This window comes from Streptomyces phaeolivaceus, assembly GCF_009184865.1.
GTDB classification, from domain to species: Bacteria; Actinomycetota; Actinomycetes; order Streptomycetales; family Streptomycetaceae; genus Streptomyces; species Streptomyces phaeolivaceus.
This window is the reverse complement of the sequence record NZ_CP045096.1, coordinates 9,050,210-9,072,283: the sequence shown is the minus strand read 5'-3', so window position 1 is coordinate 9,072,283 and position 22,074 is coordinate 9,050,210. Positions and strand designations below refer to the sequence as shown.

19 protein-coding genes and 2 pseudogenes are annotated in these 22,074 nt (G+C 71.3%); 14 read left to right on the top strand and 7 right to left on the bottom strand.

Going from position 1 to position 22,074, the window contains the following annotated elements; translation table 11 throughout:
- The first annotated feature begins 421 nt into the window (after positions 1–421).
- From F9278_RS41375 to F9278_RS41360, 4 genes are read left to right on the top strand one after another with little or no spacing between them, the layout of a single operon-like run.
- A complete protein-coding gene (locus F9278_RS41375) occupies positions 422–1,351 on the top strand; it encodes an ABC transporter ATP-binding protein (protein WP_152172897.1) in 930 nt (309 codons plus the stop codon).
- Complete coding sequence (locus F9278_RS41370) at positions 1,351–2,190, top strand: ABC transporter permease (protein ID WP_152172896.1); 840 nt, start codon at positions 1,351–1,353, stop codon at positions 2,188–2,190. The genes F9278_RS41375 and F9278_RS41370 overlap by 1 nt, the downstream gene beginning before the upstream one ends.
- Positions 2,191–2,215: 25 nt before the next feature.
- Complete coding sequence (locus F9278_RS41365) at positions 2,216–3,580, top strand: sensor histidine kinase (RefSeq protein WP_152172895.1); 1,365 nt, start codon at positions 2,216–2,218, stop codon at positions 3,578–3,580.
- A complete protein-coding gene (locus F9278_RS41360; RefSeq protein ID WP_152172894.1) occupies positions 3,577–4,245 on the top strand; it encodes a response regulator in 669 nt (222 codons plus the stop codon). The genes F9278_RS41365 and F9278_RS41360 overlap by 4 nt, the downstream gene beginning before the upstream one ends.
- Here the strand turns inward: F9278_RS41360 and F9278_RS41355 are convergent.
- The 4 genes from F9278_RS41355 to F9278_RS41340 form a co-directional block, all read right to left on the bottom strand.
- A complete protein-coding gene (locus tag F9278_RS41355) occupies positions 4,229–4,828 on the bottom strand; it encodes an acyl-CoA-like ligand-binding transcription factor (protein WP_152172893.1) in 600 nt (199 codons plus the stop codon). The two genes, F9278_RS41360 and F9278_RS41355, sit on opposite strands and share 17 nt — an antisense overlap.
- Before the next feature lie 132 nt (positions 4,829–4,960).
- The gene (locus F9278_RS41350) at positions 4,961–6,415 is read right to left on the bottom strand and encodes a carotenoid oxygenase family protein (RefSeq protein WP_152172892.1); all 1,455 of its coding nucleotides are present in this window, start codon (positions 6,413–6,415) and stop codon (positions 4,961–4,963) included.
- A gap of 41 nt (positions 6,416–6,456) precedes the next feature.
- Entirely contained in the window at positions 6,457–7,920 is a 1,464-nt protein-coding gene (locus F9278_RS41345) for an aldehyde dehydrogenase family protein (RefSeq protein ID WP_152172891.1), read from the bottom strand.
- A gap of 64 nt (positions 7,921–7,984) precedes the next feature.
- Positions 7,985–9,571, bottom strand: a complete 1,587-nt coding sequence (locus F9278_RS41340) for an MFS transporter (protein WP_152172890.1) — start codon at positions 9,569–9,571, stop codon at positions 7,985–7,987.
- A gap of 260 nt (positions 9,572–9,831) precedes the next feature.
- On the opposite strand from F9278_RS41340, the pseudogene F9278_RS41330 reads away from it, so the two are divergent.
- The 3 genes and pseudogenes from F9278_RS41330 to F9278_RS41320 all read left to right on the top strand — a co-directional run.
- A pseudogene (locus F9278_RS41330) lies at positions 9,832–10,206 on the top strand (FAD-dependent monooxygenase); the annotation flags it as partial.
- A 118-nt stretch (positions 10,207–10,324) separates the two neighbouring features.
- Positions 10,325–11,167, top strand: a complete 843-nt coding sequence (locus F9278_RS41325) for a fumarylacetoacetate hydrolase family protein (protein ID WP_152172889.1) — start codon at positions 10,325–10,327, stop codon at positions 11,165–11,167.
- A gap of 48 nt (positions 11,168–11,215) precedes the next feature.
- Entirely contained in the window at positions 11,216–12,004 is a 789-nt protein-coding gene (locus F9278_RS41320) for an IclR family transcriptional regulator (RefSeq protein ID WP_152172888.1), read from the top strand.
- 73 nt (positions 12,005–12,077) lie between these two features.
- On the opposite strand, the gene F9278_RS41315 is transcribed toward F9278_RS41320, so the two are convergent.
- The 3 genes and pseudogenes from F9278_RS41315 to F9278_RS41305 form a co-directional block, all read right to left on the bottom strand.
- Complete coding sequence (locus F9278_RS41315) at positions 12,078–12,563, bottom strand: thioesterase domain-containing protein (protein WP_193241861.1); 486 nt, start codon at positions 12,561–12,563, stop codon at positions 12,078–12,080.
- An 18-nt stretch (positions 12,564–12,581) separates the two neighbouring features.
- A pseudogene (locus F9278_RS49120) lies at positions 12,582–12,725 on the bottom strand (hypothetical protein); the annotation flags it as partial.
- Entirely contained in the window at positions 12,665–13,327 is a 663-nt protein-coding gene (locus tag F9278_RS41305) for a TetR/AcrR family transcriptional regulator (RefSeq protein ID WP_152172887.1), read from the bottom strand. The pseudogene F9278_RS49120 and the gene F9278_RS41305, both read right to left, overlap by 61 nt.
- Before the next feature lie 141 nt (positions 13,328–13,468).
- Between F9278_RS41305 and F9278_RS41300 the strand changes: the two genes are divergently transcribed.
- From F9278_RS41300 to F9278_RS41275, 7 genes are all read left to right on the top strand, one after another.
- Positions 13,469–14,116, top strand: coding sequence for a hypothetical protein (locus F9278_RS41300; RefSeq protein ID WP_152172886.1), 648 nt, complete (start codon positions 13,469–13,471; stop codon positions 14,114–14,116).
- 332 nt (positions 14,117–14,448) lie between these two features.
- A complete protein-coding gene (locus F9278_RS41295) occupies positions 14,449–14,898 on the top strand; it encodes a hypothetical protein (protein ID WP_152172885.1) in 450 nt (149 codons plus the stop codon).
- Between the two features lie 277 nt (positions 14,899–15,175).
- On the top strand, positions 15,176–15,760 hold the full coding sequence (locus tag F9278_RS41290; protein ID WP_152172884.1) for a TetR/AcrR family transcriptional regulator: 585 nt from the start codon (positions 15,176–15,178) through the stop codon (positions 15,758–15,760).
- A 272-nt stretch (positions 15,761–16,032) separates the two neighbouring features.
- On the top strand, positions 16,033–16,203 hold the full coding sequence (locus F9278_RS46560) for a hypothetical protein (protein ID WP_193241860.1): 171 nt from the start codon (positions 16,033–16,035) through the stop codon (positions 16,201–16,203).
- A gap of 126 nt (positions 16,204–16,329) precedes the next feature.
- Positions 16,330–16,893, top strand: coding sequence for a DUF3455 domain-containing protein (locus tag F9278_RS41285; protein WP_152172883.1), 564 nt, complete (start codon positions 16,330–16,332; stop codon positions 16,891–16,893).
- Between the two features lie 400 nt (positions 16,894–17,293).
- A complete protein-coding gene (locus F9278_RS46555; protein WP_193241859.1) occupies positions 17,294–17,896 on the top strand; it encodes a hypothetical protein in 603 nt (200 codons plus the stop codon).
- A 316-nt stretch (positions 17,897–18,212) separates the two neighbouring features.
- Positions 18,213–21,512: a S8 family peptidase gene (locus F9278_RS41275; RefSeq protein WP_152172882.1), complete on the top strand. Its 3,300-nt coding sequence runs from the start codon at positions 18,213–18,215 to the stop codon at positions 21,510–21,512.
- The last annotated feature ends 562 nt before the right edge of the window (positions 21,513–22,074 follow it).

The window sequence follows — 22,074 nt, the reverse complement described above, 5'->3', positions numbered from 1 at the left end:
CGCAGGGCGGGGCGGGTCAAGCCAGACCCGCCCCGCCGCCGCATGCCGCGACGCAGACGGCAGGCCTCGACCGAGGAGAGGTGTCCATCCCAACTCCGCACCCGCCTCCCAAGGGCAGGCGGCCTGTTCGAGCACCCCGGCCCGATCGACGGTCGATGCCCTCGTCACCCGTCACAACCGTGATCCGACGCCCGGAGCGAGACCGTCGCCAGTGGCGTTGGGTACACACGCAAGCCACCCCGGCGACGGTCGCGTCGGTCCTGATCAAGACCCACCGACTGGTACCGCGGTACCAGTGGGCCACCGAAGATTCCCCCGCAGTCCCAATGTCCTGACCTGCGGGGCTCGTAGATTCGAAAGCAGACACCACGTCGCAACCCGCGGACGGGTTCGATGTTCGAGGCAGGAAGGGCCCACTCCCATGATCGAAGCGCGTGAGCTGACGAAGCGGTACGGCGACAAGACGGTCGTCGACCACCTGAGCTTCACCGTCAAGCCCGGCGAGGTGACCGGCTTCCTCGGCCCCAACGGGGCGGGCAAGTCCACCACGATGCGCATGATCGTCGGCCTGGACTCCCCCACCAGTGGCTCGGTCACGGTCGGCGGCCGGTCGTACGCCGGGCACGCCGCGCCCCTGCACGAGATCGGCACCCTGCTGGAGGCCAAGTCCGTCCACCCGGGGCGCAGCGCGTTCAACCACCTGATGGCGCTCGCGTACACCCATGGCATTCCGCGCCGCCGGGTGGACGAGGTCATCGAGCTGGCCGGGCTGACCAGTGTGGCCGGCGAGCGGGTGGGTGCCTTCTCACTCGGCATGGGCCAGCGGCTCGGCATCGCCTCGGCCCTCCTGGGCGACCCGGCGATCGTCATGCTCGACGAACCGGTCAACGGCCTCGACCCCGAGGGCGTGTTGTGGGTACGCAACCTGCTGCGCTCCCTGGCCGACGAGGGCCGGGCCGTGATGCTCTCCTCGCACCTGATGAGCGAGACCGCGCTGATCGCCGACCATCTGGTGATCATCGGACGCGGTCGGCTGCTCGCGGACACCACGGTCGACGACTTCACCCGGGAGGCCGGCGGTGGAGGCGTGAAGGTGGCCACCTCCGAGGCCATGAGGCTGCGTTCGCTGCTGGCCGGCCCCGACATCACGATCAGCTCCACCTCCGCCGAGGAACTCCTCGTCTCCGGACGCGACGCCCGGGAGATCGGGGCGATCGCCGCCCAGCACGGGGTGGCGTTGTACGAACTCACCCCGCAGTCCGTCTCGTTGGAGACGGCGTTCATGGAACTCACCCGCGATGTCGTCGAGTACCAGAGCGCTCCCGCCGACACCGAGCGAAAGGCCGCCTGATGACCGTCACCAGCCTCGCCCCCTCCCCCGCCCACACCACGAAGTACAAGGTGACGGGCCTGCGGGTACTGCGTTCGGAGTGGGCCAAGTTCTGGTCGCTGCGCTCCAGTTGGATCACCCTGGGTGTCGCCGTCTTCCTGCTGGTCCTCTTCGGGGCGGTGGCGGCCTACACCTACAGTCCCGACGCCGCCGCGACCGGCGGACCGCCCGGCCCGGGAGGCTCCGGCGGCGACAGCGACGCGGTCAGTCTGGCCCTGACCGGCGTGACCTTCGCGTCCCTGGCCGTCGGCGTCCTCGGCGTGCTGGCTTCCGCGGGCGAGTACACCACCGGCATGATCCGCTCCACCCTCACCGCCGTACCGCGACGGCTGCCCGTCCTGTGGTCCAAGGCCGCCGTGATCGGCCCCATCGCCCTGGTCCTCACCGCCGTCGGCGCGCTGGCCGCCTTCCAGTTGGGCGCACCGGGACTGGACGACGAGAAGATCTCGCTGGCCCTGTCCGACGACGGGGTGTTGCGCAGCCTGGCCGGAGCCGGCCTGTACCTCGGTCTGGTGGCCGTGTTCGGCGTGGCCCTGGGCGCGCTGATCCGCTCCTCCGCCGGAGCCATCGCGGCCCTGGTCGGCGTCCTGCTCATCCTTCCCGGCCTGGCCTCGCTGCTGCCGGACTCCTGGTACGACACGCTCAGCCCCTACTTCCCCAGCAACGCGGGGGCGGCCGTCTACGCCCTGCACGAGTCCTCGGACGCCCTCTCGCCCGGCGCGGGTCTCGCGGTCTTCGCCGGCTGGGTGGCGCTGACACTCGCCGGGGCCGCCGTCCGGCTCGTCAAGACCGACGCCTGACCAGGGCGTGAGGACAATGGTGTCCATGAGCGCGGAACGCGCGGCAGCCGCCGCGGACACCGCCCAGGGGGCTTCGCCGCCCCCTGGGTTCGACGCCGACTGGGCGCACCCCGTACTGGGGCGCATGTGGCGCGGCCAGCGGGACCGGCAGCGACTGGACCGCAGGCAACCGTGGCTGCTCGACACCGCGGTCGTACTGGTCGTCGCCCTCATCAGCCTGCCCGACCTGCTCTCCGACACCAGCCACGGACCCTTCGGGGAAGCGGTCCACCGCGGTCAGCTGCCGTCCGGCGTCGTCCACCTCTTCGCCGCGGCACTCATCGTGCCGCTGTGGTGGCGTCGCCGGGCCCCGGCCGTCACGTTCTTCGTGATCGCTCTCGTGGCCCTCGTGCAGTGGTCGTTCGGCGTGTGGCAGCAGGCCGGGGTCAGCACGCTGATCGCCCTGTACTCCCTGGCTCTGCACGGTTCGTTGCGGGTGCTGGGCTGGGCCGCCGCGGTCACCGTCATCGAGACGACCGTGGCGGTCTGCGTCCTGGCGGATATCGGCAATCCGCTGCGCGGCCTCTTCTTCCTGCTGGGGACGGCGACGGCCGCCATGGCCGTCGGCCTGACCCTGCGTATCCGCCGGATGTACCTGGCCTCGCTGGAGGACCGTGCCAGGCGCCTGGAGATCGAGCGCGACCAGCGCGTCCAGCTCACCGCCGCCGCCGAGCGCTCCCGGGTCGCGCGCGAGATGCATGACATCGTCGGCCACAATCTCTCCGTCATGGTCAGTGTGTCCGACGGCGCCGCGACCCTCGCCGCCAACAGGAACGAGCAGTCCGCCGAAGCCCTGCGCATCCTCGGCGACACCGGCCGCCAGACCATGAGTGAACTGCGCCGGGTGCTGGGCGTCCTGCGCGAGGAGCGGGACGACGTGCGCATGCTCAGCCCACAGCCGGGGATCGGCGATCTGGATCCCTTGCTGGCTCGGGTACGTGCGGCGGGTCTGACGGTGACCTATCGGACCGTCGGCGACCTCGACTCGCTGGGGAGCGGCGTGCAGCTCACGGTCTATCGCATCGTGCAGGAAGCGCTCACCAACACGCTCAAGCACGCGGGTCCCGGCTCCACGGCCGACGTCACCGTGGCGGTCGATGCCGGCAAGGTGCGGATCGGGGTCGCCGACACCGGAACACCGCCGGGGGTGCCCGTACGATCGCGGCCGGAACCGCCCATCGACTCGGGCGGCGCCGGACACGGCCTGGTCGGCATCCGCCAGCGCGCCGCCATGTACGGCGGCGCCGTCAACATCGGACCGCGACGGACCGGACATGGCTGGCATGTGGACGTCGTGCTGGACGTACCCTCCGCCCCCACCCCGTCGGCCCCAGGAGACCCCCTGCCATGACCACCGTACTCATCGCCGACGACCAGCCCCTCCAGCGCATGGGCGTGCGTATGCTCCTGGAGGGCACGCCCGGCCTGGAGCCCGTCGGCGAGGCCGAGCACGGCGCCGAGGCCGTCCGCATGGCCGCCGAACTCCGCCCGGACGTCGTCCTCATGGACATCCGCATGCCCGGCATGGACGGCATCGAGGCCACCCGCCGCATCATCGCCACCGGCGGCCGCACCCGCGTGCTCATCGTCACCACCTTCGACCTCGACGAGTACGCCTACGACGGCCTGCGCGCCGGAGCCAGCGGCTTCCTCCTCAAGGACGCCCGCCCCGAGGAACTCGTCGCGGGCATCCGCGCGGTCGCCACCGGCGACGCCGTCGTGGCCCCCCGGCTGACCCGCCGGCTGCTGGACGCCTACGCCCACCAGGTCCTCGCACCGGCCGGCGCACCGGCCCCGCAGGACCCCCGGCTGCAAACCCTCAGCGACCGCGAACGCGAGGTGCTGGAGGCCATCGGCCAGGGTTGGACCAACGCGGAGATCGCCGAACGGTTCGTCCTCACCGAGTCCACGGTGAAGAAGCACGTCGGACGGGTCCTCGCCAAGATCGGGGCCCGCGACCGCGTCCAAGCCGTGATCATGGCCTACGACGCCGGACTGGTCAGGGCCAGGTCGTGACCGCGTCCCGCGCCAGGTCGATTCCCAGCAGCTCCGCACAGTGCTCGACGTGCGGCGCCGGCGAGTCGGCCGCGTCGCTGGGGGTGTCCGCAGTCACCCATCGCTGTATGCCCATGCGAACGGCGGATACCGCGACGGTGGCGATCAAGGTCGGCATCTCGTCCTCGGGTTGCCGGCCGAGGCGCTGCGCGACGACTTCGGCGATTGATCGCTGGAAGCACTCGAAGCGTGCCGACAGCGCGGCCAGCAGGACGGGGTGGTTGCGCGTCAGCTCGAAGGCCGCGAGCATCTCCTCGCGTGGCGGCGGGTTCTCCGCCAGATCTCTGACGATCTCCCGGGTCACCGCCGCGAACACGTCCTGGGGATGCGTAGCACCCGTCGCGGCGAACTCCGCGGTGAGCGCACTCGCCACCTCGTCAGGCGGCCCCAGCAGGACGGCGGCCTCCTTGTTGGGAAAGTAGTTCAGGAACGTACGCGGCGAGACACCCGCCTCCGTGCTGATCATGTCGACGGTGGCCTTGTCGAAGCCGTGTTCTTGGACGACCCGTAGGGCAGCCGCATGGATCGCACGCCGGGTCCTCATGCGCCGACGTACACGTCGGCCCTCACCCGTGGAAGTCAAGGAGAAGCTCTTCTCGTGAATCTCGCGCCGCTGAGCCGGGCGGTGGGGGCGAGCCTGGTCCGACCCGCCCCCACCTCGCGAGGCAGGGGGGTGTTACCCCGCGTCTGTGGCCGCGACGGCTCGGTCGAGGGTGACGTGGTCGGCCCAGCTGCCGTGGAAGCCGAAGGGGACCCGGCTGGGGAGCTTGACCCGCGCCAGGGGGATCCTCCGCAGGTCGGCCGCGTCATGGATCAGGAGTTCGCTGAGGTCGGTGGACCGGTTCCACCACAACGACAACAGGTAGCCGTCGTCCTCGCTGCGGGCGTTCTCGCGCGCGACGAAGACGGGTTCGCTCGGGCTGGTCAGATAGTCCGGGCCGTCGACGACGGTGGTGCTGTCCAGGAGGTAGTCGTGGCGGGCCAGTCCGTCGGACATGGTGTCCGGGGTCAGGCCTCGCGTGGTGACGAAGTAGCCGTAGCGGTGCTGCCGCCCGAGACAGGCATCGTTGATCTTGGGGAACTCTCCGGCGATCCCGCTGGTCATCTCCTCCGTGGCCCGCCCGGTCGTGAGGTCGACGCGCCAGCGGCAGGGCAGAGCGGGAGGAAACCAGTCATGGGAGCCCACGGGTGCGGACAACCGGTCGGCAGGGGTGCCGAGCCTGGTGATGCGATGCCCGTCGATGATCAGCTCGCCGTCCTGCTCGTAGGCGTTGAAGAAGTGGGTGTTGGCGAAGTACCCGCCGACTTCGTGCCAGGTGACCTCGTGGGTACGGCGGTCCATCAGGACGATCTGCACGCCGTGTTCCAGGGAGTCCTCGTCCCAGATCACCCCCGGCTGTCCCTGAGCGATCAGGTCGAGGCGGAACTGGGCGGGGGTGACGAAGAAGACGGCGTAGTGGCGGCTCACCACGAAGTCGTGCATCAGGACCGGTACGCCGATGTCGAAGGAGTGCGAGTCGACGATCCGGCCTGTTTCCACATCGGCTCGGTACCAGGTGATGGTCGGCCCGACAGCGGCGAAGAACAGCATGTCCCCGGTGTCCGGGTCGATCTTGTAGTGCGCGGTGCACAGGACGTCGACGCCGCCCTGGAAGTCGTACGTGCCGAGAGTACGGAGCGACTCGGGGTCCAGTGCGTGCGGCAGTCCGCCCTCGTAGTACACCAGCAACCGGTCGTCGAAGATGCCGACGTTGGTGTTGGCGACGTTCTTGCCCGGCGGTGCCCCCTCGAGAAGCCGGCCCTGGCTGCCGCCGTTGGCGAACCCGCTGTAGACCGCTTCTCCCGCCCGGACCTCGACCTTCATCGAGTCGGTCTCCACCCAGCGGGTACGGTACGCGGCCTTGCCGTCGCGCACGTAGATGCCGCACACCATGCCGTCGCCCTCCCACCAGTGGTAGCGGTCGGTGTTGCGGGGCTGGAAGCGGGGGTTGGGGGACATGCGGAACAGGGCGCCCCGGAGATCGGGCGGGATCTCTCCGTCCACCCTCAGGTCGTAGGCCTCGTTCTCCTCGGTCCACGGTGCGAAAGGGCCGTTCAGGAACTTGTTGTCGGTTGGCCAGGACGATGTCATGTACTTACTCCAGGGCAGGCCGGGACGCGGGTGCGGGTGTCTCAGAACGGGTAGCGCGGGAGTTCGCCGCGTACGGTGACCCACTGCTGTTCGGTGAAGGCTTCGAGGTTGGCGGCGGTGCCGCCGTGGCGGGAGCCGGTGCCGGAGTCGCCGACACCGCCGAAGGGGATGACGGCCTCGTCGTTGACGGTCTGGTCGTTGATGTGGACGAGGCCGGTGGGCACGCGGTCGGCGAGGGCCAGGCCCTTCATCACGTCCCGGGTGAGGATGCCGAGGGACAGCCCGTACTCGGACTCCGCGGCCAGCCGGGCCGCCTCGTCCATGTCCTGGAAGGGAACGACGGGTGCGACGGGGCCGAAGATCTCCTCGGCGTAGGCGGGCGCGGTGAGCGGTACGCCGGTGAGGACGGTGGGGCGGTAGAAGAGGCCGTCGTACGTACCGCCCGCGGCGAGCCCGGCTCCGGCTGCGACGGTGTCCGTGACGATGCGGTGCACGTTGTCGCGCTGTCCGCTGTCGATGAGCGGTCCGACGGCGACGTTCTCGCCGACCGGGTCGCCCACGGGCAGCGCGGCGGCGTGCTGGGCGAGCAGGGCCGCGTACTCGTCGGCGACCGAGGCGTGCACCAGGTGCCGGCTGCTGGCCATGCAGATCTGGCCCGCGTGCACGAAGGACCCCCATGCTCCGACCGAGGCCGCCCTTTCCAGGTCGACGTCGTCCATCACCACGAGAGCGGAGTTGCCGCCCAGTTCCAGGTGGGCCCGCTTCAGGTGGCGGGCCGCTGCGACGCCGATGGCACGGCCGGCGCGAGTGGAGCCGGTGAACGCGATGACAGGGACCCCCGGATGCTCGACCACCGCAGCGCCCACGTCCGCTCCGCCCGGGAGAACGTGCAGCAGACCGGGCGGCAGGCCCGCCTCCTCGAAGACGCGGGCGAAGACCACGCCACCACTGACAGCCGTACGGGGGTCCGGCTTGAGAACGACGGCGTTGCCCAACGCCAGTGCCGGGGCCACGGCCCGCATCGCCAGGATGATCGGCACATTGAACGGGGCGATGACGCCCACCACCCCGACGGGAACCCTGCGGGCGAAGGACAGCCGCTCCTGGCCGGAGCGCAGCACTTCGCCGTAAGGCACCCCGGCCAGAGCCGCGGCCTCGTGGCACTCCTCCGCGCCACCACTGGTGACCTGCAGGGCCGCGAACGGCCGGATGGCCCCGGACTCCCGCATCAGCCAGGTCTCGATCTCCGGCTGATGGTCCTCGAAGAGCCGCGCGGCGCGGCGCAGCACGGCGGCGCGGTCGGAGTACGGCCGCGCGGCCCATTCCCGCTGTGCCCGCACCGCCCGTTCCACCGCCTCGTCCACGTCAGCGGGGGTGGCCGAGCCGACCCGGCCCAGCGTCTTGCCCGTGGCGGGCTCGACGGCGTCGTAGATCTCGCCGGAGCCGCTGATCCACTCGCCGGAGAAGATCCGGCCTTCCCAGGTGCCGCTGTCCAGAAGAGCCATCGTGTTCCGTTCCGTCCTGTGTACCTTCGGATGACGTGTCGTGCGGTGCCGTCGCGGTGGACGGTCAGGAATGGGGCAGCGGCTCGGCGGCCGGGGTCGCGCCCTTGGTGGGTGTCCCGTGCGCCGAGTCGGTGTGCCGCAGGGCGAGAACAGCGATCACCGCGGCGACCAGACTGGCACCGGCGCTTATGTATATGCCGAGGTCGAGACCCTTTTCCAGGGCTTCGCGGGCGAGCGGGACCACGGTACGCGACAGCTCGCCGAGGTCGGCGTTGGCGGCGGCGAGCGCACCACCGTCGTCGTTGACGGCGTTGGCGACGCCCAGGGCCTGCGCGGGGAGCCCGGAGGAGGCCAGCTTGTCGGTGAGGACCCCGCTCGCCGTGCCCAGGGCGACGGCACCGACGACCGCCGGTCCGAGTGCCTGGCCGGTCTCGCGGACGAGGCTGGTGACCGCGCTGGCCATACCGGCATGCCGGATGTCGGCGGCTCCGACCGCGACCGCCGTCAAGGCGGAGAACATCGTGATGAAGCCCGCCCCCAGCAGGAGGATCGGCCCGGTCATCGAGGCGAGGTCCGTGGCGTCGCCGGGCAGCAGAGCCATCCAGCCCTCGCCGACTGCCAGCGACAGCAGACCGCCGACCAGCAGCGTCCGCGGGTGCACCCGCTGCAGCAGCTTCGGCAGGAGCGGGGTGAGCAGCAGCGGCACGGCCTGGATGAGGGCGAAGGGCAGGGCGGCCCGCAACGGGGAGAGGTGGTGGACCGACTCCAGTTTGATGCTCAGCGCGTACGCCGTGCCGATGAAGCCGAACAGGGCGAGCAGCCCGATGGCGGCGGCAGCGGCGAAGGCGGGCGTGCGGAACAGCTCCAGCCGCAGCATCGGCGCCCGTGATCTTCGCTCGGCGACGATGAAGGCCACGAACGCGGCGAGGGCGACCACGAAGGCGAGCACGATGTGGGGCTCGGAGTAGCCGTCGCCGGCGCCCTCGATGACCGCGTAGAGCAGGGCGAGAAGAGAGACGGCGACCGTGATCTGCCCGGGCCAGTCCAGTCCGCGTCCGGCCGGCTGCTGGGAGTCGGTGATCCAGCGGGCGCTGACGGCCGCGGTGACCACACCGAACACGGCGAGCGGTACGAAGGCCCAGCCCCAGTGGGTGTGTTCGGCGGTGAACCCGCTGATCAGCGGGGCGATCATGGCGCCGAACGCAAGGCTGACCGCCCAGTAGGACAGAGCTCGCGCACGAGTCGCGGCCTCCGGGGTGCCTGCGACGATCACCGCGAGCGAGGAGGGAAAGATCGCCGCGGCGCCGAGCCCGGCGACGGCCTGGCCGGCGATCAGCTGGGTCAGCGAACCGGCTGAGGCGACGACCAGGCACCCGGCCGTGATCAGGAGGCCGCCGACGACCAGTAGGCGTCTGCGGCCGAACAGGTCGCCGAGAACGCCGAAGTTCAACTCCAGGATCGCGGTCGGAAGGATGAACGCGGCCGGTATCCAGGCCAGGGCGGCGGCCGACGCCCCGAGGTCCCGCTGGATCTCTCCGATGATCGGGGAGGCGAGGGGGATGCCGATCTGGGCCACGCAGATGGCGAGGCATGCGGCGATCAGGGTGTTGCGGTCGAGGGGAGCCGGTCTCGCAGCATCGGAGTGGGTCATGAGGGATGCCTCCTGCAGTAAGCGCCCTGCGCGTCCTGAATAGTCGGACGTGTTAATCGTTAGCCAGGACAATGCCTTCACAGCTTCACCGAGTCAAGGGGTCAGACCTGCGGATCGCTCATTGACTCACCAGAAAGCGAGACCCAGTGTCCCGATATGCCGAGTCAATGTCCTGCAAAGAGAGACAGGAACCTTATCGTGGCGATCACCGGCCTCGGACACACCGGCTTCTGGGTCGACGACCTGGAAGGCTGGAAGGAATGCGCGACTTCTACACCCGCGTCCTGGGACTGACCGTGACCGACGAGGACGAGGAGCGGGTTCGGCGTCGGCGGACGCCCGCTCCCGTATGCCCGCGGCACCGGCGATCAGCGTTTCGGGCACCCCTTCAGGAACCCTTTCGCGCAGCCGGATCTCGAACGGGTGCTGCGCGAGGCCTGCGAGGACTGCCCACCGTCGAAGTCCGGTTCGGCACCCGATTGACAGCCCTCGCCCAGGATGACGACCGGGTGCGTGTATCCCTGCGGACAGGCGGCCCGGACGGGACCGCCGAGGACGTGGAGGTGTCCTACGTCCTGGGCTGTGACGGCGGCCGCGGCACCGTGCGGGACCTGTCGGCCATCCCCGTGCAGGGACGCAGTTTCCCCGAGGTGTGGCTGGTGGCGGACACCCTGGAGGACCCGCACGACCAGCCCCCGATGGCGACACCGCACCACCGGTCGCAGTTCAGCCCGACCCCCAGGGAGTACGCCGATGAGGCTCGCCACCGTCCGTCTCGACGACGGCCACCACACCACCACCGTCGCCCGGCGGGAAGAAGACGAACTCGTCCTGCTGCCACACGCCGATGTCGGCACACTGCTGTCCGGCGGCACCGGTTGGCAGGACCGGGCCGCCTGGGACGGCGAGCGCATTCCGCTCGCCAAAGGCCGGCTGGCCCCTCTGGTGCCGCACCCGAACAAGATCGTCTGCCTGGGCCTCAACTACGCCACCCACATCAAGGAGATGGGCCGGCCCACCCCCGCCCACCCCACCCTCTTCGCCAAGTACGACGGCTCACCCGTCGGCGCGCACGACGACATCCACATGCCGCCGGTCAGTGACGGCCTCGACCGGGAGGCCGACCTAGGGGTGGTCATCGGACGCCGAGGCCGCCACGTGCCGCGCGAGCGGGCCCTGGAGTACGTAGCCGGTTGCACGGTCGTCAACGACGTCACCGTGCGCGACTGGCAGCACCGCACCCGGGAGTTCCTCTCCGGCAAGACCTTCGAGGCCACCGCCCCCGTCGGGCCCGTGCTGGTGACACCCGACGAACTCCCGCCCGGGGCCGCCGGACTGACCATCGAGTGCGGCGTGGACGGCCACACCACGCAGAAGTCCGACACCGCGGACCTGCTCTTCGACGTGGCCGACGTCATCGCGTACGTCAGCACCATCATCACGCTGCTGCCCGGCGATCCGATCCGCACCGGGACTCCCGGAGGGGTGGGCGCCGGCCGCGACCCGAAGGTGTTCCTGCGGCCGGGTCAGGAACTCGTCGCGACGATTGAAGGCATCGGCGAACTGCGCAACACCGTCGTCAAGGACCGGCTGTAGCGGGGTGGCCGCAGCCCCCGCAGCGCGCGATCGGTTACAGTGTCTCGCATGTCAGGAAACGAGTCCCCCACCTACCGCGACCGCAACTCGACAGCCGACCGGGCGCTGGACATCCTGACCATGTTCGACGACACCCGGCTGATCGTCTCGGGAACCGCGGTGGCGGAACACCTCGGCGTCGCCCGCTCCACCGCCTACCGCTATCTGCAGAGCCTGGTGGCCGGGCGCTTCCTGGAGGAGGCCCCCAGCGGCGGATTCCGGCTGGGCCTGCGTGTCCTGGAGGTCGCCCGGCTGGCGCGGCGCAGCTACGGCCTGTCGGAGGTCGCGCTGCCCGCCATGGCGGCCCTCGCCGAGGAGGCGGGTGAGACGGTTCTGCTCACCCGCCGGGCCGGAGACCTGGTGGTGTGCGTAGACCGCGCGGAAAGCGGCACGCGCGCGGTACGGATCTCCTACGAACGCGGCAGCACCCTGCCCATCAACGCCGGCGCCTCCGCCCTCGTCCTGCTCGCCTGGGGCCCCGAGGACGAGACCCGCCGTCTCCTGGAGAGCGTCGAACTGCGCCGCTTCACGGCCGCGACCCTCACCGACGTCGACGCCCTGATGGGACGCCTGGGCCGCATCCGCCGCCTGGGCTACTCCATCACCCGCGGCGAACTGGACCCCGACGTCGTCGGCATCGCGGCTCCCGTCCGCGACGATGCCGGCGCCGTCGTCGCGGCAGTGAGCGTGGCCGCCCTCGCCACTCGCGTCTACCCCGAGGCGGAGGCGGAGATCGCCCAGCAGGTACTGGGGACCGCGCAGAAGATCACCGACCGCATGGCCGCCGTCTCGGGATGATGTCCCGGGGCCGCGGTTCCGATGTGCGGTCCGCAACCGTGGAACATGGCCACGGACCGCACACCGGCGCCGGTCACAGTCGGCGCAGCCAGTCGCTCAGGGCCCTCGCCGTCGTGACAGCGTGCTCGTTCATCATCGTCTGGTGGTTGCCGGGGGCGTCGAGCATGTCGTGCTCGAAGTCCCAGTCCGCGCTCCACCCTCGCGGTGCGGCCCCCTCGGCGTTCTCCCGCCGGGGCATCCGCTCGGCCGCCCGCATGAGCGGGACCGGCGCGGCGACGACCTGCGGCTCCCAGCCGTCGAACAGCTCCGAGTACGCGCCCTGGGCAGTGACCTGAGCCTCCGTCATCAGAGCGAAGGCGTGCTCGTTGACGGCGATGCCCTCCAGCTGCTCCTGGACCTGCTCCTCGGGGATGTCGTCCTTCGGGAACCATGTGTCGAGCAGGACGACCGCTTGCGGGGAGTGGCCGCGGGCCTCCAGCCGGGCCGCGACGGCGTGGGCCAACCAGCCCTCGGGCGCGAACATCACCTGCCGTAGGGATCGTTCGAGGTGGACGTCCATCCGGGCACACACCTCGTCCGCCTGGGCGTGCCCGATGTTCGACTTCAGCGAGCCCAGGTACAGCGGCCTGCCCTCGGGCCGCGCCTGGCCGTACGTGGCGATCAGCGCGTTGGCCTCGATCGGATCGCCGAGCGCCGTGCCCCTCCCGTGGGCGCGGGCGGCTGGGCGCCGGCCGGACTGTCGTCATCCGGCAGCCAGGGCGCGAGTGCGGCGTCAACCGCGCCGACCACCGTGTCGTTGTTCAGGCGCGTGCCGAGCATGAACCGCTGGAACAGCAACGGTCCGAGAACCCGGGAGATGAGTTCGCCGGCGTGCTCCTCGGCGCCGGGGCGGAGTTCGCCGCGTGCGGCGGCGGTGGTGAGGGCGCCGGCGAGGTGTTCGTCGGCGCGGCCGAACATCTCCTGGCGGATGTTCCGTACTCCTTCGTCCCGTTCGGCCCGTTCGATGATGGTGGCGATGACCGAGGCGGAGGCCGGCTGGTTGAGCCACTCGGCCTGTCGTTGCAACTGGGTCACCAGTTGCCTGCGGACGGGGCCGTCGCCGAGGGTGAGCAAGGGGTGGGCGTCGGCGGCCAGGGCGTCGAGGAGCAGCATGTTCGCATTGGGCCAGTGCCGGTAGACGGTGGCGCGGCCCACGCCCGCGCGTTCGGCGACGGCGGCGTGGGTGACACGTTCCGGTCCTCCTTCCACGAGGAGTTCGGTGGCGGCGGCCAGGGCGGCGGCGCTGCTGCGGCGGGCGCGGGGGTCGTTGCTGGTCCGGGACATCAGGAGCGCCTCCTTCGCGAAGCTCTCTGTGAGACGAGTTGACTCACACTTGCTTATGATACATGCTGTCTCACATGAGGGCGGGATTCACCCCCCAGCGCGTACCGGCCACCAGTCCGTGGGCTTCCAGGGAGACACGTCATGTCCGTAACCATGAACGAGAACGCCATCACCCTCCGCTTCACCGGCCGAGCCGCCGCCTACCAGGCCTTCGGTGAACTCACGCACCTCGGCTCCGCCGCCGAGGTCCATGGCGCCGTCCTGGTCGAGCGCCTGGAGGGCGGTGCGGTTCGCGTGTCCGAGACTCTTGGGGCGGTACCGGGGCGGAACACGGGGGGTGACGGGCTGGTCGGCTCGCTGGTGGGCCTTCTCGACGGCCCCCTCGGGATGCTGGTGGGCTGGGGTGTCGGGGCGATGATCGGCGGCGGCCACGATCGCTCGCGGGCCGCCGGGACCACCAGGCCCGTCAGCGAAGTCACCGCGGCCGGTTCCTTCGCGCCGCACCTCTCGCCCGGGGGTGGGGCAGTCATCCTCGCCGAGGCCGGAGAATCCGACACCGACGCCCTGAACCTGCTGGCCATGCGCTACGACGCCGTCCTCGAACGCCGCCCGGCGGGTGCCGTACGGGCCGAACTGAAGGTGATGGAGGAGGAGGCCGAGCAGATCCGGAAGCGGGTGGCGAAGGCCGGACGCCGCCGCAGGCGGGCCGAGGTCGCGCGCAGGGTCGACCGGCGGCCCGGTGTGCGTGAGGGCGGCGGTGCGGCGTCGAGGCGGCTGCTCGCCGCGTGACCGCCGAGGGCTCCGCGAACGCGGGGCGGTAACCGTGCGGCGGTCCAACTCCCCTGCCCCGCACGGTCCGCCCCGACCCGGCACGTCGTCCGCGCATCGCGCACCGAACCGACAGCCGGGGCGGTGCCGCCGGGCCGAAACGGTACGCGGCCGTACGGTCGCCGCGTCCGCCACAGACGCGAGGTAACACCCCCCTGCCTCGCACGGTGGGGGCGGGCCGAGCCGGTCCGCCCCCACCACACACGCCTGTCGCCGGGAGCCTTGCCCGAGCAGTGGTGCGAGCGCCCGAGCGGTCTCCCGTCGGTGTCCGAAGCCGTGTCCCGCTTCGCGGTGTGTACTTCGCCACGAAGCCGCTGGACAATCCCTACGACCTCGCCGTAGATGTCGACCTCGACGTCTACGGCGTCTCCTTCGACCCTGACCCCGCGACCGTACCCGAGGCCGAGGCCGGCACCCCGGCCGCCATCTCCTGGAAGGCGGCCGACAACCACGCACCTGTGCACGGCACCATCAAGGGCGGAGCGCTCGGCTCCGCGAGGACCGCGCGGCCGGCCATCGCCACCGGGGCCACCCGGACCACCGCGGTCGAGGTGCCCGGGACGGCTTCGGCCGTCCCGGGCACCTGGCGTAGCCGGGCCATCAGCCATCCGGCGGTGTGGTCCTCGCGGTGGACGGTGAGCGCTCGTGCGTTGCCCAGGGTGACGGCAGGGAGTGTCCCGTTCGCCGGTGTTTCCCCACGACACGGGTCAGTGCCGAGCCCTCGGCGGTGCGGTCCGCCGTAGTGGGACAACCCTCGGGCCGGACACCGGGCGCAGGAGAGGGCGGGACCGTCCGGCGCCCCGGTTCCCGTCCGGGCACCGGGCCTCGCAGGGAGAGGGAAAGACGCGGACCGGCGACGGGACCGGCACACGATGAGGGGCCGGTTCGCACAGGGCGCCCCGCCTCCGCCAGGGCGCCCCGCCTCCGCCGGATCCGGTCCCGCTGTGAGACGGTGTGTTCCGGAGCCAGGTGGTGAGTCGGCCTGTCTCAGGAAACCGCTGTGCTTGAAGAGGTGTACCGATGCCCAAGCCCCATGACGACCCCCGTGCGCTCCGTAGCCGCGCCGCCGCCCTGGCAGCCGCCGCACAGCTGCTGGTCGAGGGCGGACCCGAACGCGTCACGCACGCCGCCGTGGCCGAACGCGCCGGAATCGGCCGGGCCACCGTCTACCGGCACTGGCCCGACGTGCAGTCCCTGCTCCTGGACACCCTGGCCGCCGACGCCCGCCCCCTGCTGGGGCTCGGCGACGGCCCGATCCGCGAGGAACTGATCACCGATCTCCAGCGGCAGATCGAGTGGTTCAACCAGCCCGTCTCCGCTTCGGTCACAGCCGCGGTCATCGAACGTGCCGCGAGGGACGAGGGCGTACGGCGTATCCGGGACGAGATGTTCGGCCGTTCCGACGAGCACTTCGTCGCCCGCCTGACCGCCGCCGTCGACCGCGGCGAACTCCGCCCCGGCGCCGAGGAGAACGCGAGAGAACTCATCTCCCACATCATCGGCCCGCTCCTCTTCCAGCGCTTCATGCTAGGCGTACGACTGGACACCGACATGGCCGTCCGGACGGTCGACATGGCGCTCGCGCCCTGGTTGCCCGACGCGTGACGACGCGGCCCGCCGCACGGCGTCGCACGGCCCGCCCCGCCGCCGTGACCGAGCCTCTCGGCCTCACCACCGGTGCCCTCGCCCCCGCCGCGGGGCGTTCACGGGCCCACCCACCGGCAGCACACCGCTGAGGTCGCGGTCGGGAACCGTACCCGGCGGTTCGGCGGCCGGTCACCGGGACGGGCACGGACGGCTCGGCGATCCTCAGTCCGCCGACCGGCTGGAACGGCACGCCCACCACCCTGAGTCGACGGCTCCTGTACGCGGGCACGGTGGAGACCGGCACCCCGCCCTCCACCGGCGGGGACCTCGACGCGACCGAGCCGCCCGGCAGCGGCGAGGTCCTGTGGTGGCCGCCGAGGGGTACGGCCGGGCAGCGATCCGCATCCGGTCACCCCGTGGTCGTTCTCACCGCCAACTTCGGCGGTACAGTGCGGAGTTGAGGATTCCACATCAGTCAATCCGTCCCGGAAGCCCTGCCCGCCGTGCTGTCCCGGCACGGGGACGTGCACGGCGACCGTGTCCACATCAGCGAACTTGTTTCAGAAATCGTTCTGGAGACATACTCGATGAAGCTCACCAAACGCCTTTTCCTCACCACCACCGTTCTCGCCGCCGTGACCGCCGGTGCGCTCCTGAGCGCGACGATCGGCCAGGCGGCCACGCCGGGGCCCGCCCGCTCCGACGCCCCCGCCGCGCTGAAGGTCCCCGCCCCGCTGAAGGTCCCCGACGGCAACCGGCTCACCGACGTCCTCTCCGCCGCGGGCGTCCAGACCTACACCTGCGCCGACGGCGCCTGGAAGCTGCTGGAACCCGCCGCCACGCTCTGGGCCGAGGGCGACCGCTCCCACCGCCCCCTCGCTCTCCACTCCCGCGGCCCCGTCTGGGTGTCCACGGTGGACGGCAGTGCCGTCAACGCCGCCGCCGTCGCCAGTTCCCCCAGGCCCGGCACCATCCCCGAGCTCCTTCTGCAGTCCACCGCGACCCGCGGCACCGGGGTGTTCGCCGACGTCTCCTACATCCAGCGTCTCGACACCCACGGCGGGGTCGCCCCCACCACCGTCTGCACCGGCGGCGACCAGACCAGCGTCCGCTACTCCGCCACCTACGCCTTCTACAAGCCCGCCGGATGATGCCGCGCGCGGCGTGAACGGGCTCTGCGCCTGCCCCGGGGGTCCGGCCGGCCGGATGGCCCGGCCGGCTTGGCCTGCCCGGATGGCCGGGATGTACGGGATGTCCGGACCGCTGAAGTCTTCGCGAACGCGCGCCCCTGTCGCTGAAAGCGCGTCCTGGTCGAGGTGTCGGCCGCCGCGGTTCCCGAAGGCGGCCGGGGTGCGGATTCCCGCACCCCGGCCGCCTTCGTGCCGTACCGCCGACAGGTTGAGTCACGGGGAATCTATGAGACAGGTTGACTCGCAGGTGGCCTCTGATACATACTGTCTCACAGAGGGCGGGAGGGAAAGCCGCCGACGCACACACCGCCGGACCGGCTCGTCGGAGCCCTGTCCCGCCGGAACCCCAAGGAGACGCACCATGTCCGTGAACGAGAACGCCATCGCCCTGCGCTTCGCCGACCGGGCCACCGCCTACCAGGCCCTCAGCGAGCTCAAGCACCTCACCTCCGCGACCACCGACGTCCGCGGCGCGGTCCTGATCGAGCGACTGGAGGACGGCACGGTCCGTATTCCCGAGGGCCTGGAGACCGAAGCGGGGCGCAACACGGCGGTCGGCGGGCTGGTCGGCTCGCTGGTCGGCATCTTCGGCGGCCCGCTCGGGGTGCTGACGGGCTGGGGCGTCGGCGCGGTGATCGGCGGCGGTTACGACTACAAGCGGGAGGCCGAGGCCACCGGCACGATCGGTGCCTTCACCCCGCAGGTCCCGCCCGGCGGCACGGCGATCCTGGCCGATGTCAGGGAGTCCGACACCCAGGTGCTGGATCTGCTGGCGATGCGTCACGACGCCGTCCTGGAGCGCCGCGCGGCCGACGATGTCCGGGACGAGCTGAAGGCGATGGAGGAGGCCGCCGACCGGATCCGGAAGGAGGAGGCGAAGGAGAAGCGCGACCGCAAGCGCGGCGAGGCCGAGCAGAAGGTCAAGGACGGCGTGGCGACGCTGAAGCGGAAGCTCACCGTGTGACCGGCGTGGGCGCCACTTTTCGCGGGGGCGGTCCTCGTCCCCGCGATCAGCGGCCTCGGTGACGCGTGGCCCGGCGGTCCGGCACCGCCGGGCCACGCGCATGCCGGGCGCGCCCGAACTGCCGCAGGACCGGGGCGCATCGCGTTCCGACTGCGCGCAGAAGCCGGTTGGTCGAGGCTCGGGCCCGCCAGACCCTCTTGTCCGGAAGATCGACAACTGTTTAACCGTAGACAAGTCTTTGTGTCCGCTGTGGGCGACAAGATCGACGGGACTGTCCGTGGACAGCCCCAACCCCCCACTCCCAGCGGAGACTTACATGCACAACAGAAGAACAGACGGAACCGGAAGGCGAGTTGTCCTCACCGGGACGCTCCTGCTGAGCGTTCTCGCCCTGGGCGCCGCCCCCACGACGGCCGCCCCCACGACGCCTGCCTCCACCGCCGCGACGACCGTCGCCGCGAGCACCGCCGGCGGCGGCGCACAGCGTGTCATCGTGCTGCTGCGCGACCAGCACCCGGAGCTGTCGGCCAGGAAGGACGCCGCACGGCGCGACAAGGTGGTGGCCGGCGACCAGGGACCGGTCCTGTCGCTGCTCAAGGACAAGGGCGCCACGCACGTGGCCCGGATGAGTCTGCTCAACGCCGTGGCCGCGACGCTGAAGCCCTCGGCGATATCCCGCATACGTGCCGACCGGCAGGTGGCCGCCGTCGTGCCCGACCTGCCGATACGGCACCCGCAGCAGCGCAGGACGGCAGCCACCGCGGGCTCCCCGGCGAACACCACCGCCACGGCCTGCCCCAAGGACCCGGAGCACCCGGTCGTGGAGCCGGAGGGGCTGTCGCTGACGAAGACCGACGTCGCCCAGAAGCTGGCCACCGGCAAGGGCGTGAAGGTCGCCTTCATGGCCGACGGGATCGACGTCGACAACCCGGAGTTCGTCCGCCCCGACGGCAGCCGTGTGATCACCGACTTCCAGGACTTCACCGGCGGCGGCACGAACGAGGCCACCGACGGCGAGGAGGCCTTCGGCGACGCCAGTGCCGTCGCCGCGCAGGGCAGCCGGACGTACGACATGGCGGACCAACTGCCCTACTCCACCAAGGTTCCCCAGGGCTGCACCGTCCGCATCCGCGGCTTCGCGCCGGACGCGGAGCTGATGAGTCTGAAGGTCTTCGGGCAGAAGACCGCCTACACCTCCGGGTTCGTCCAGGCCATCGAGTACGCCGTCGAGCACCACGCCGACGTGCTCAGCCAGTCCTTCGGCGCCAACCCCTACCCGGACCCGGACACCAACCCGATCCGGCTGGCCGACCGGGCTGCCGTCGCCGCCGGGACCACGGTCGTGGTCTCCTCCGGCGACTCCGGTGTCTCCGGCACCGTCGGCGCCCCCGCCAGCGACCCGCGGGTGATCGGCGTCGGCGCCTCCACCGCGCTGCGGTTGATGGCCCGGGGCTACGGGTACGAGGGCTGGACCAGCGACAACATCGCCGCCCTCTCCTCCGGCGGCACCACGATCGGCAACAGACTGGTCGATCTGGTGGCGCCGGGCGCGTACGACTTGGCCGCCTGCACCCCCGGCCCGCGCTGGTCGGGCTGCTCGCTGCCGACCCAGATGTTCGGCGGCACCAGTCAGTCGGCCCCCTTCGTGGCGGGCGCGGCGGCCGACGTCATCCAGGCGTACAAGGACACCCACGACGGGACACGTCCTACCCCCGCCCTGGTCAAGCGGCTCCTCACCGGCACCGCCACCGACCTGGGCACCCCCGCCGACGAGCAGGGCGCCGGGCTGCTGAACACCGACGCCGCCGTCCGGGCGGCCCGGGCCCTGGACACCTCGGGCGGAAGCGCGGACAGCGCCTCCCTCGTCCCCTCGGTCGCCCAGCTGAACCTCACCGGGACACCCGGCTCCGAACAGCACGACACCGTGACGCTGACCAACACCTCGGACCGGCCCCAGAAGGTCACCATGACCTCCCGTGCCACCGGTTCGACGACGTTCCGCGACGCACGCACCGTCACCGTCGGAGATCCGCTGGACGACACCCCCCAGGGCCGCCTCGCGGTCAAGCCGTTCACCGTCCATGTCCCGGCGGGCACCCCTCTCATGGGTGTGACCACGGCCTGGCCCGGCACGGACGGGTCCGGCTACCTCACCCCGGTCGTCATCGACCCCGAGGGCCGCCTGGTCCAGGTCGGCTACGACTACGGGGGCGGCGGACACAGCAACCACCAGTACGTCGACGTGCACGACCCGGTTCCCGGCGACTGGACCATCAAGGTGGTCTGGAACTTCGGCATGGACGGCCTGACGTGGAAGAACGAGGAGCCCGGCAGCTACCGCGGCCCCCTGCACATCCAGGTCACCGGCCACGACTGGACCTCGGCCGGCGTGAGCGCGCGGACCAGGACCGTCCCGGCGGGAGGCACGGCCGACTTCCCCATGACCGTGCCCGTTCCGAAGGCGGCGGGTGACGCGCCGTTCTCCCTCCAGTTCGACTCCGACACCGGGACGCACCTGTCGCTGCCGGTGGCCCGCCGGACGCTGATCCCGGTCGACCCCGCGGCCGGCCACAGCACCTCGTTCACCACGGGCGTCACCGGCGGCGTCGGCCGCGATGTCGGCCAGACCAACGGCTACTACCTCGACGTCCCGGAGGGCCGCCGCGACCTGACGGTCGACCTCACCGCGCAGAACGCCGAAACCGAGCTCGTCGCCTACCTGGTCAGCCCCCAGCAGCAGATCCTGGCCCGCGACGTCAACCGGACCGGCGACAAGGGGACGACCCCCACGAAGTACGCGAGCCTGACCGTGGACCGGCCCGCCCCGGGGCGCTGGACGCTGATCGTCTCCGTACCCGGCGCCGTCAGCGGACAGCAGATCGGCGAGCAGATCACCGGCACGGTCCGCCTCGACGCCGTGACCGCCACCGCCCCGGACCTCCCGGACAGCGCGGCACACGTCATCAAGCGGGGCAGCGAGCTCAGGGTCGCGGTGCGGGTGCCCAACCCGGGACCGGCGAACCGGTCCTACTTCCTCGACCCGCGCCTGGCCGACCCGGCCGACGTCGTCCTCCCGGAGATCGATGGCAAGAGCACGGTCCCGGTGAACGGCGACAACCCCACCTGGTGGGTCCCCACGCACACCACGGCCCTGAAGGCCACGGTCACCGCGGACATCCCCGTGGACGCGTCGATCCTGCCCTGGACCGGCGCGCCCGAGTTCCTGGGCGCACCCGGTCCCGACGGATCGGTGGTGGCCACGGCCACCGCCGGCCAACTCGCCGCGGGGATCTGGTCCGTGGGCGTCTCCGCTCCCGGCCCGTTCACCGACACCGCCGCGCCCCAGGGCACCGCCAAGGTGACCGTGACCGCCACCACCCAGCCCTTCGACCCCGCGGCCCAGGCGTCGACCGGCCAGTTCTGGGACCTCGGCGCGGACTACCAGCCCCTCTCCGTCGCCGCGGGCGAGACGGGCACGATGACCCTCACCCTCGCCCCGACGGCACCCGTCGGCACGGTCGTCCACGGAATCCTGTACGTGGCCACCGACACCGCGATGGGCATCGCGAACGGCTCCGAGATCACCGGAATCCCGTACACCTACACCGTCGGCTGACCGGGCCCTCGGGCCGACCGTGACGCGGTCGGCCCGAGGGGCACGGGGGCGTCTCGAACCAAGTCGGCCGCACTTCCATTCGCTCCCGGCCACGGGGGAGGGCCTGGCCGAACCTGAGGACCGCGCCCGGCTGCCCGCCCTGCGCGATCAAACACCGCTCGGCCCGAGCGGCCGGCCCCTGAAACAGCGCCGAATCCCGCACCGGTGGGCCGACCACAGCGCCTGACCCCGTCCTCTGCTGCCGGGACGTGGCGACAGCCGGGTGTCCGACGCCTTCGGGAACGACAGGCTGACATGTCGGCACACGAGGCCCCGGGCGCACCGGCGCAATCCTTGAGGTGCCGGGGACGTCTTTGCCGTCGTCGAAGACTCTGCTGCGCAATTCGGCTGAGCAGCAGGGACCCGCCGGGAAAGCCGCACCGGCCACCGCGTCATCGCAGGTCGCGGTCCGGGCGGCGGAGGCTCCCTGGAATTGCGCAGCAGAGTCGGTGTCCCGGCTCAAAGAAACCACTTTGTGAGACGAGTTGACCCATAGAGCACTATGATGCATGCTGTCTCATAG

What these genes read in the sequence shown, in the direction of transcription:
- F9278_RS41375 (WP_152172897.1), top strand. Translation starts at nt 422, where the DNA reads ATGATCGAAGCGCGTGAGCTGACGAAGCGGTACGGCGACAAGACGGTC.
- F9278_RS41370 (WP_152172896.1), top strand. Translation starts at nt 1,351, where the DNA reads ATGACCGTCACCAGCCTCGCCCCCTCCCCCGCCCACACCACGAAGTAC.
- F9278_RS41365 (WP_152172895.1), top strand. Translation starts at nt 2,216, where the DNA reads ATGAGCGCGGAACGCGCGGCAGCCGCCGCGGACACCGCCCAGGGGGCT.
- F9278_RS41360 (WP_152172894.1), top strand. Translation starts at nt 3,577, where the DNA reads ATGACCACCGTACTCATCGCCGACGACCAGCCCCTCCAGCGCATGGGC.
- F9278_RS41355 (WP_152172893.1), bottom strand. Translation starts at nt 4,828, where the DNA reads ATGAGGACCCGGCGTGCGATCCATGCGGCTGCCCTACGGGTCGTCCAA.
- F9278_RS41350 (WP_152172892.1), bottom strand. Translation starts at nt 6,415, where the DNA reads ATGACATCGTCCTGGCCAACCGACAACAAGTTCCTGAACGGCCCTTTC.
- F9278_RS41345 (WP_152172891.1), bottom strand. Translation starts at nt 7,920, where the DNA reads ATGGCTCTTCTGGACAGCGGCACCTGGGAAGGCCGGATCTTCTCCGGC.
- F9278_RS41340 (WP_152172890.1), bottom strand. Translation starts at nt 9,571, where the DNA reads ATGACCCACTCCGATGCTGCGAGACCGGCTCCCCTCGACCGCAACACC.
- F9278_RS41325 (WP_152172889.1), top strand. Translation starts at nt 10,325, where the DNA reads ATGAGGCTCGCCACCGTCCGTCTCGACGACGGCCACCACACCACCACC.
- F9278_RS41320 (WP_152172888.1), top strand. Translation starts at nt 11,216, where the DNA reads ATGTCAGGAAACGAGTCCCCCACCTACCGCGACCGCAACTCGACAGCC.
- F9278_RS41315 (WP_193241861.1), bottom strand. Translation starts at nt 12,563, where the DNA reads ATGGACGTCCACCTCGAACGATCCCTACGGCAGGTGATGTTCGCGCCC.
- F9278_RS41305 (WP_152172887.1), bottom strand. Translation starts at nt 13,327, where the DNA reads ATGTCCCGGACCAGCAACGACCCCCGCGCCCGCCGCAGCAGCGCCGCC.
- F9278_RS41300 (WP_152172886.1), top strand. Translation starts at nt 13,469, where the DNA reads ATGTCCGTAACCATGAACGAGAACGCCATCACCCTCCGCTTCACCGGC.
- F9278_RS41290 (WP_152172884.1), top strand. Translation starts at nt 15,176, where the DNA reads ATGCCCAAGCCCCATGACGACCCCCGTGCGCTCCGTAGCCGCGCCGCC.
- F9278_RS41285 (WP_152172883.1), top strand. Translation starts at nt 16,330, where the DNA reads ATGAAGCTCACCAAACGCCTTTTCCTCACCACCACCGTTCTCGCCGCC.
- F9278_RS46555 (WP_193241859.1), top strand. Translation starts at nt 17,294, where the DNA reads ATGTCCGTGAACGAGAACGCCATCGCCCTGCGCTTCGCCGACCGGGCC.
- F9278_RS41275 (WP_152172882.1), top strand. Translation starts at nt 18,213, where the DNA reads ATGCACAACAGAAGAACAGACGGAACCGGAAGGCGAGTTGTCCTCACC.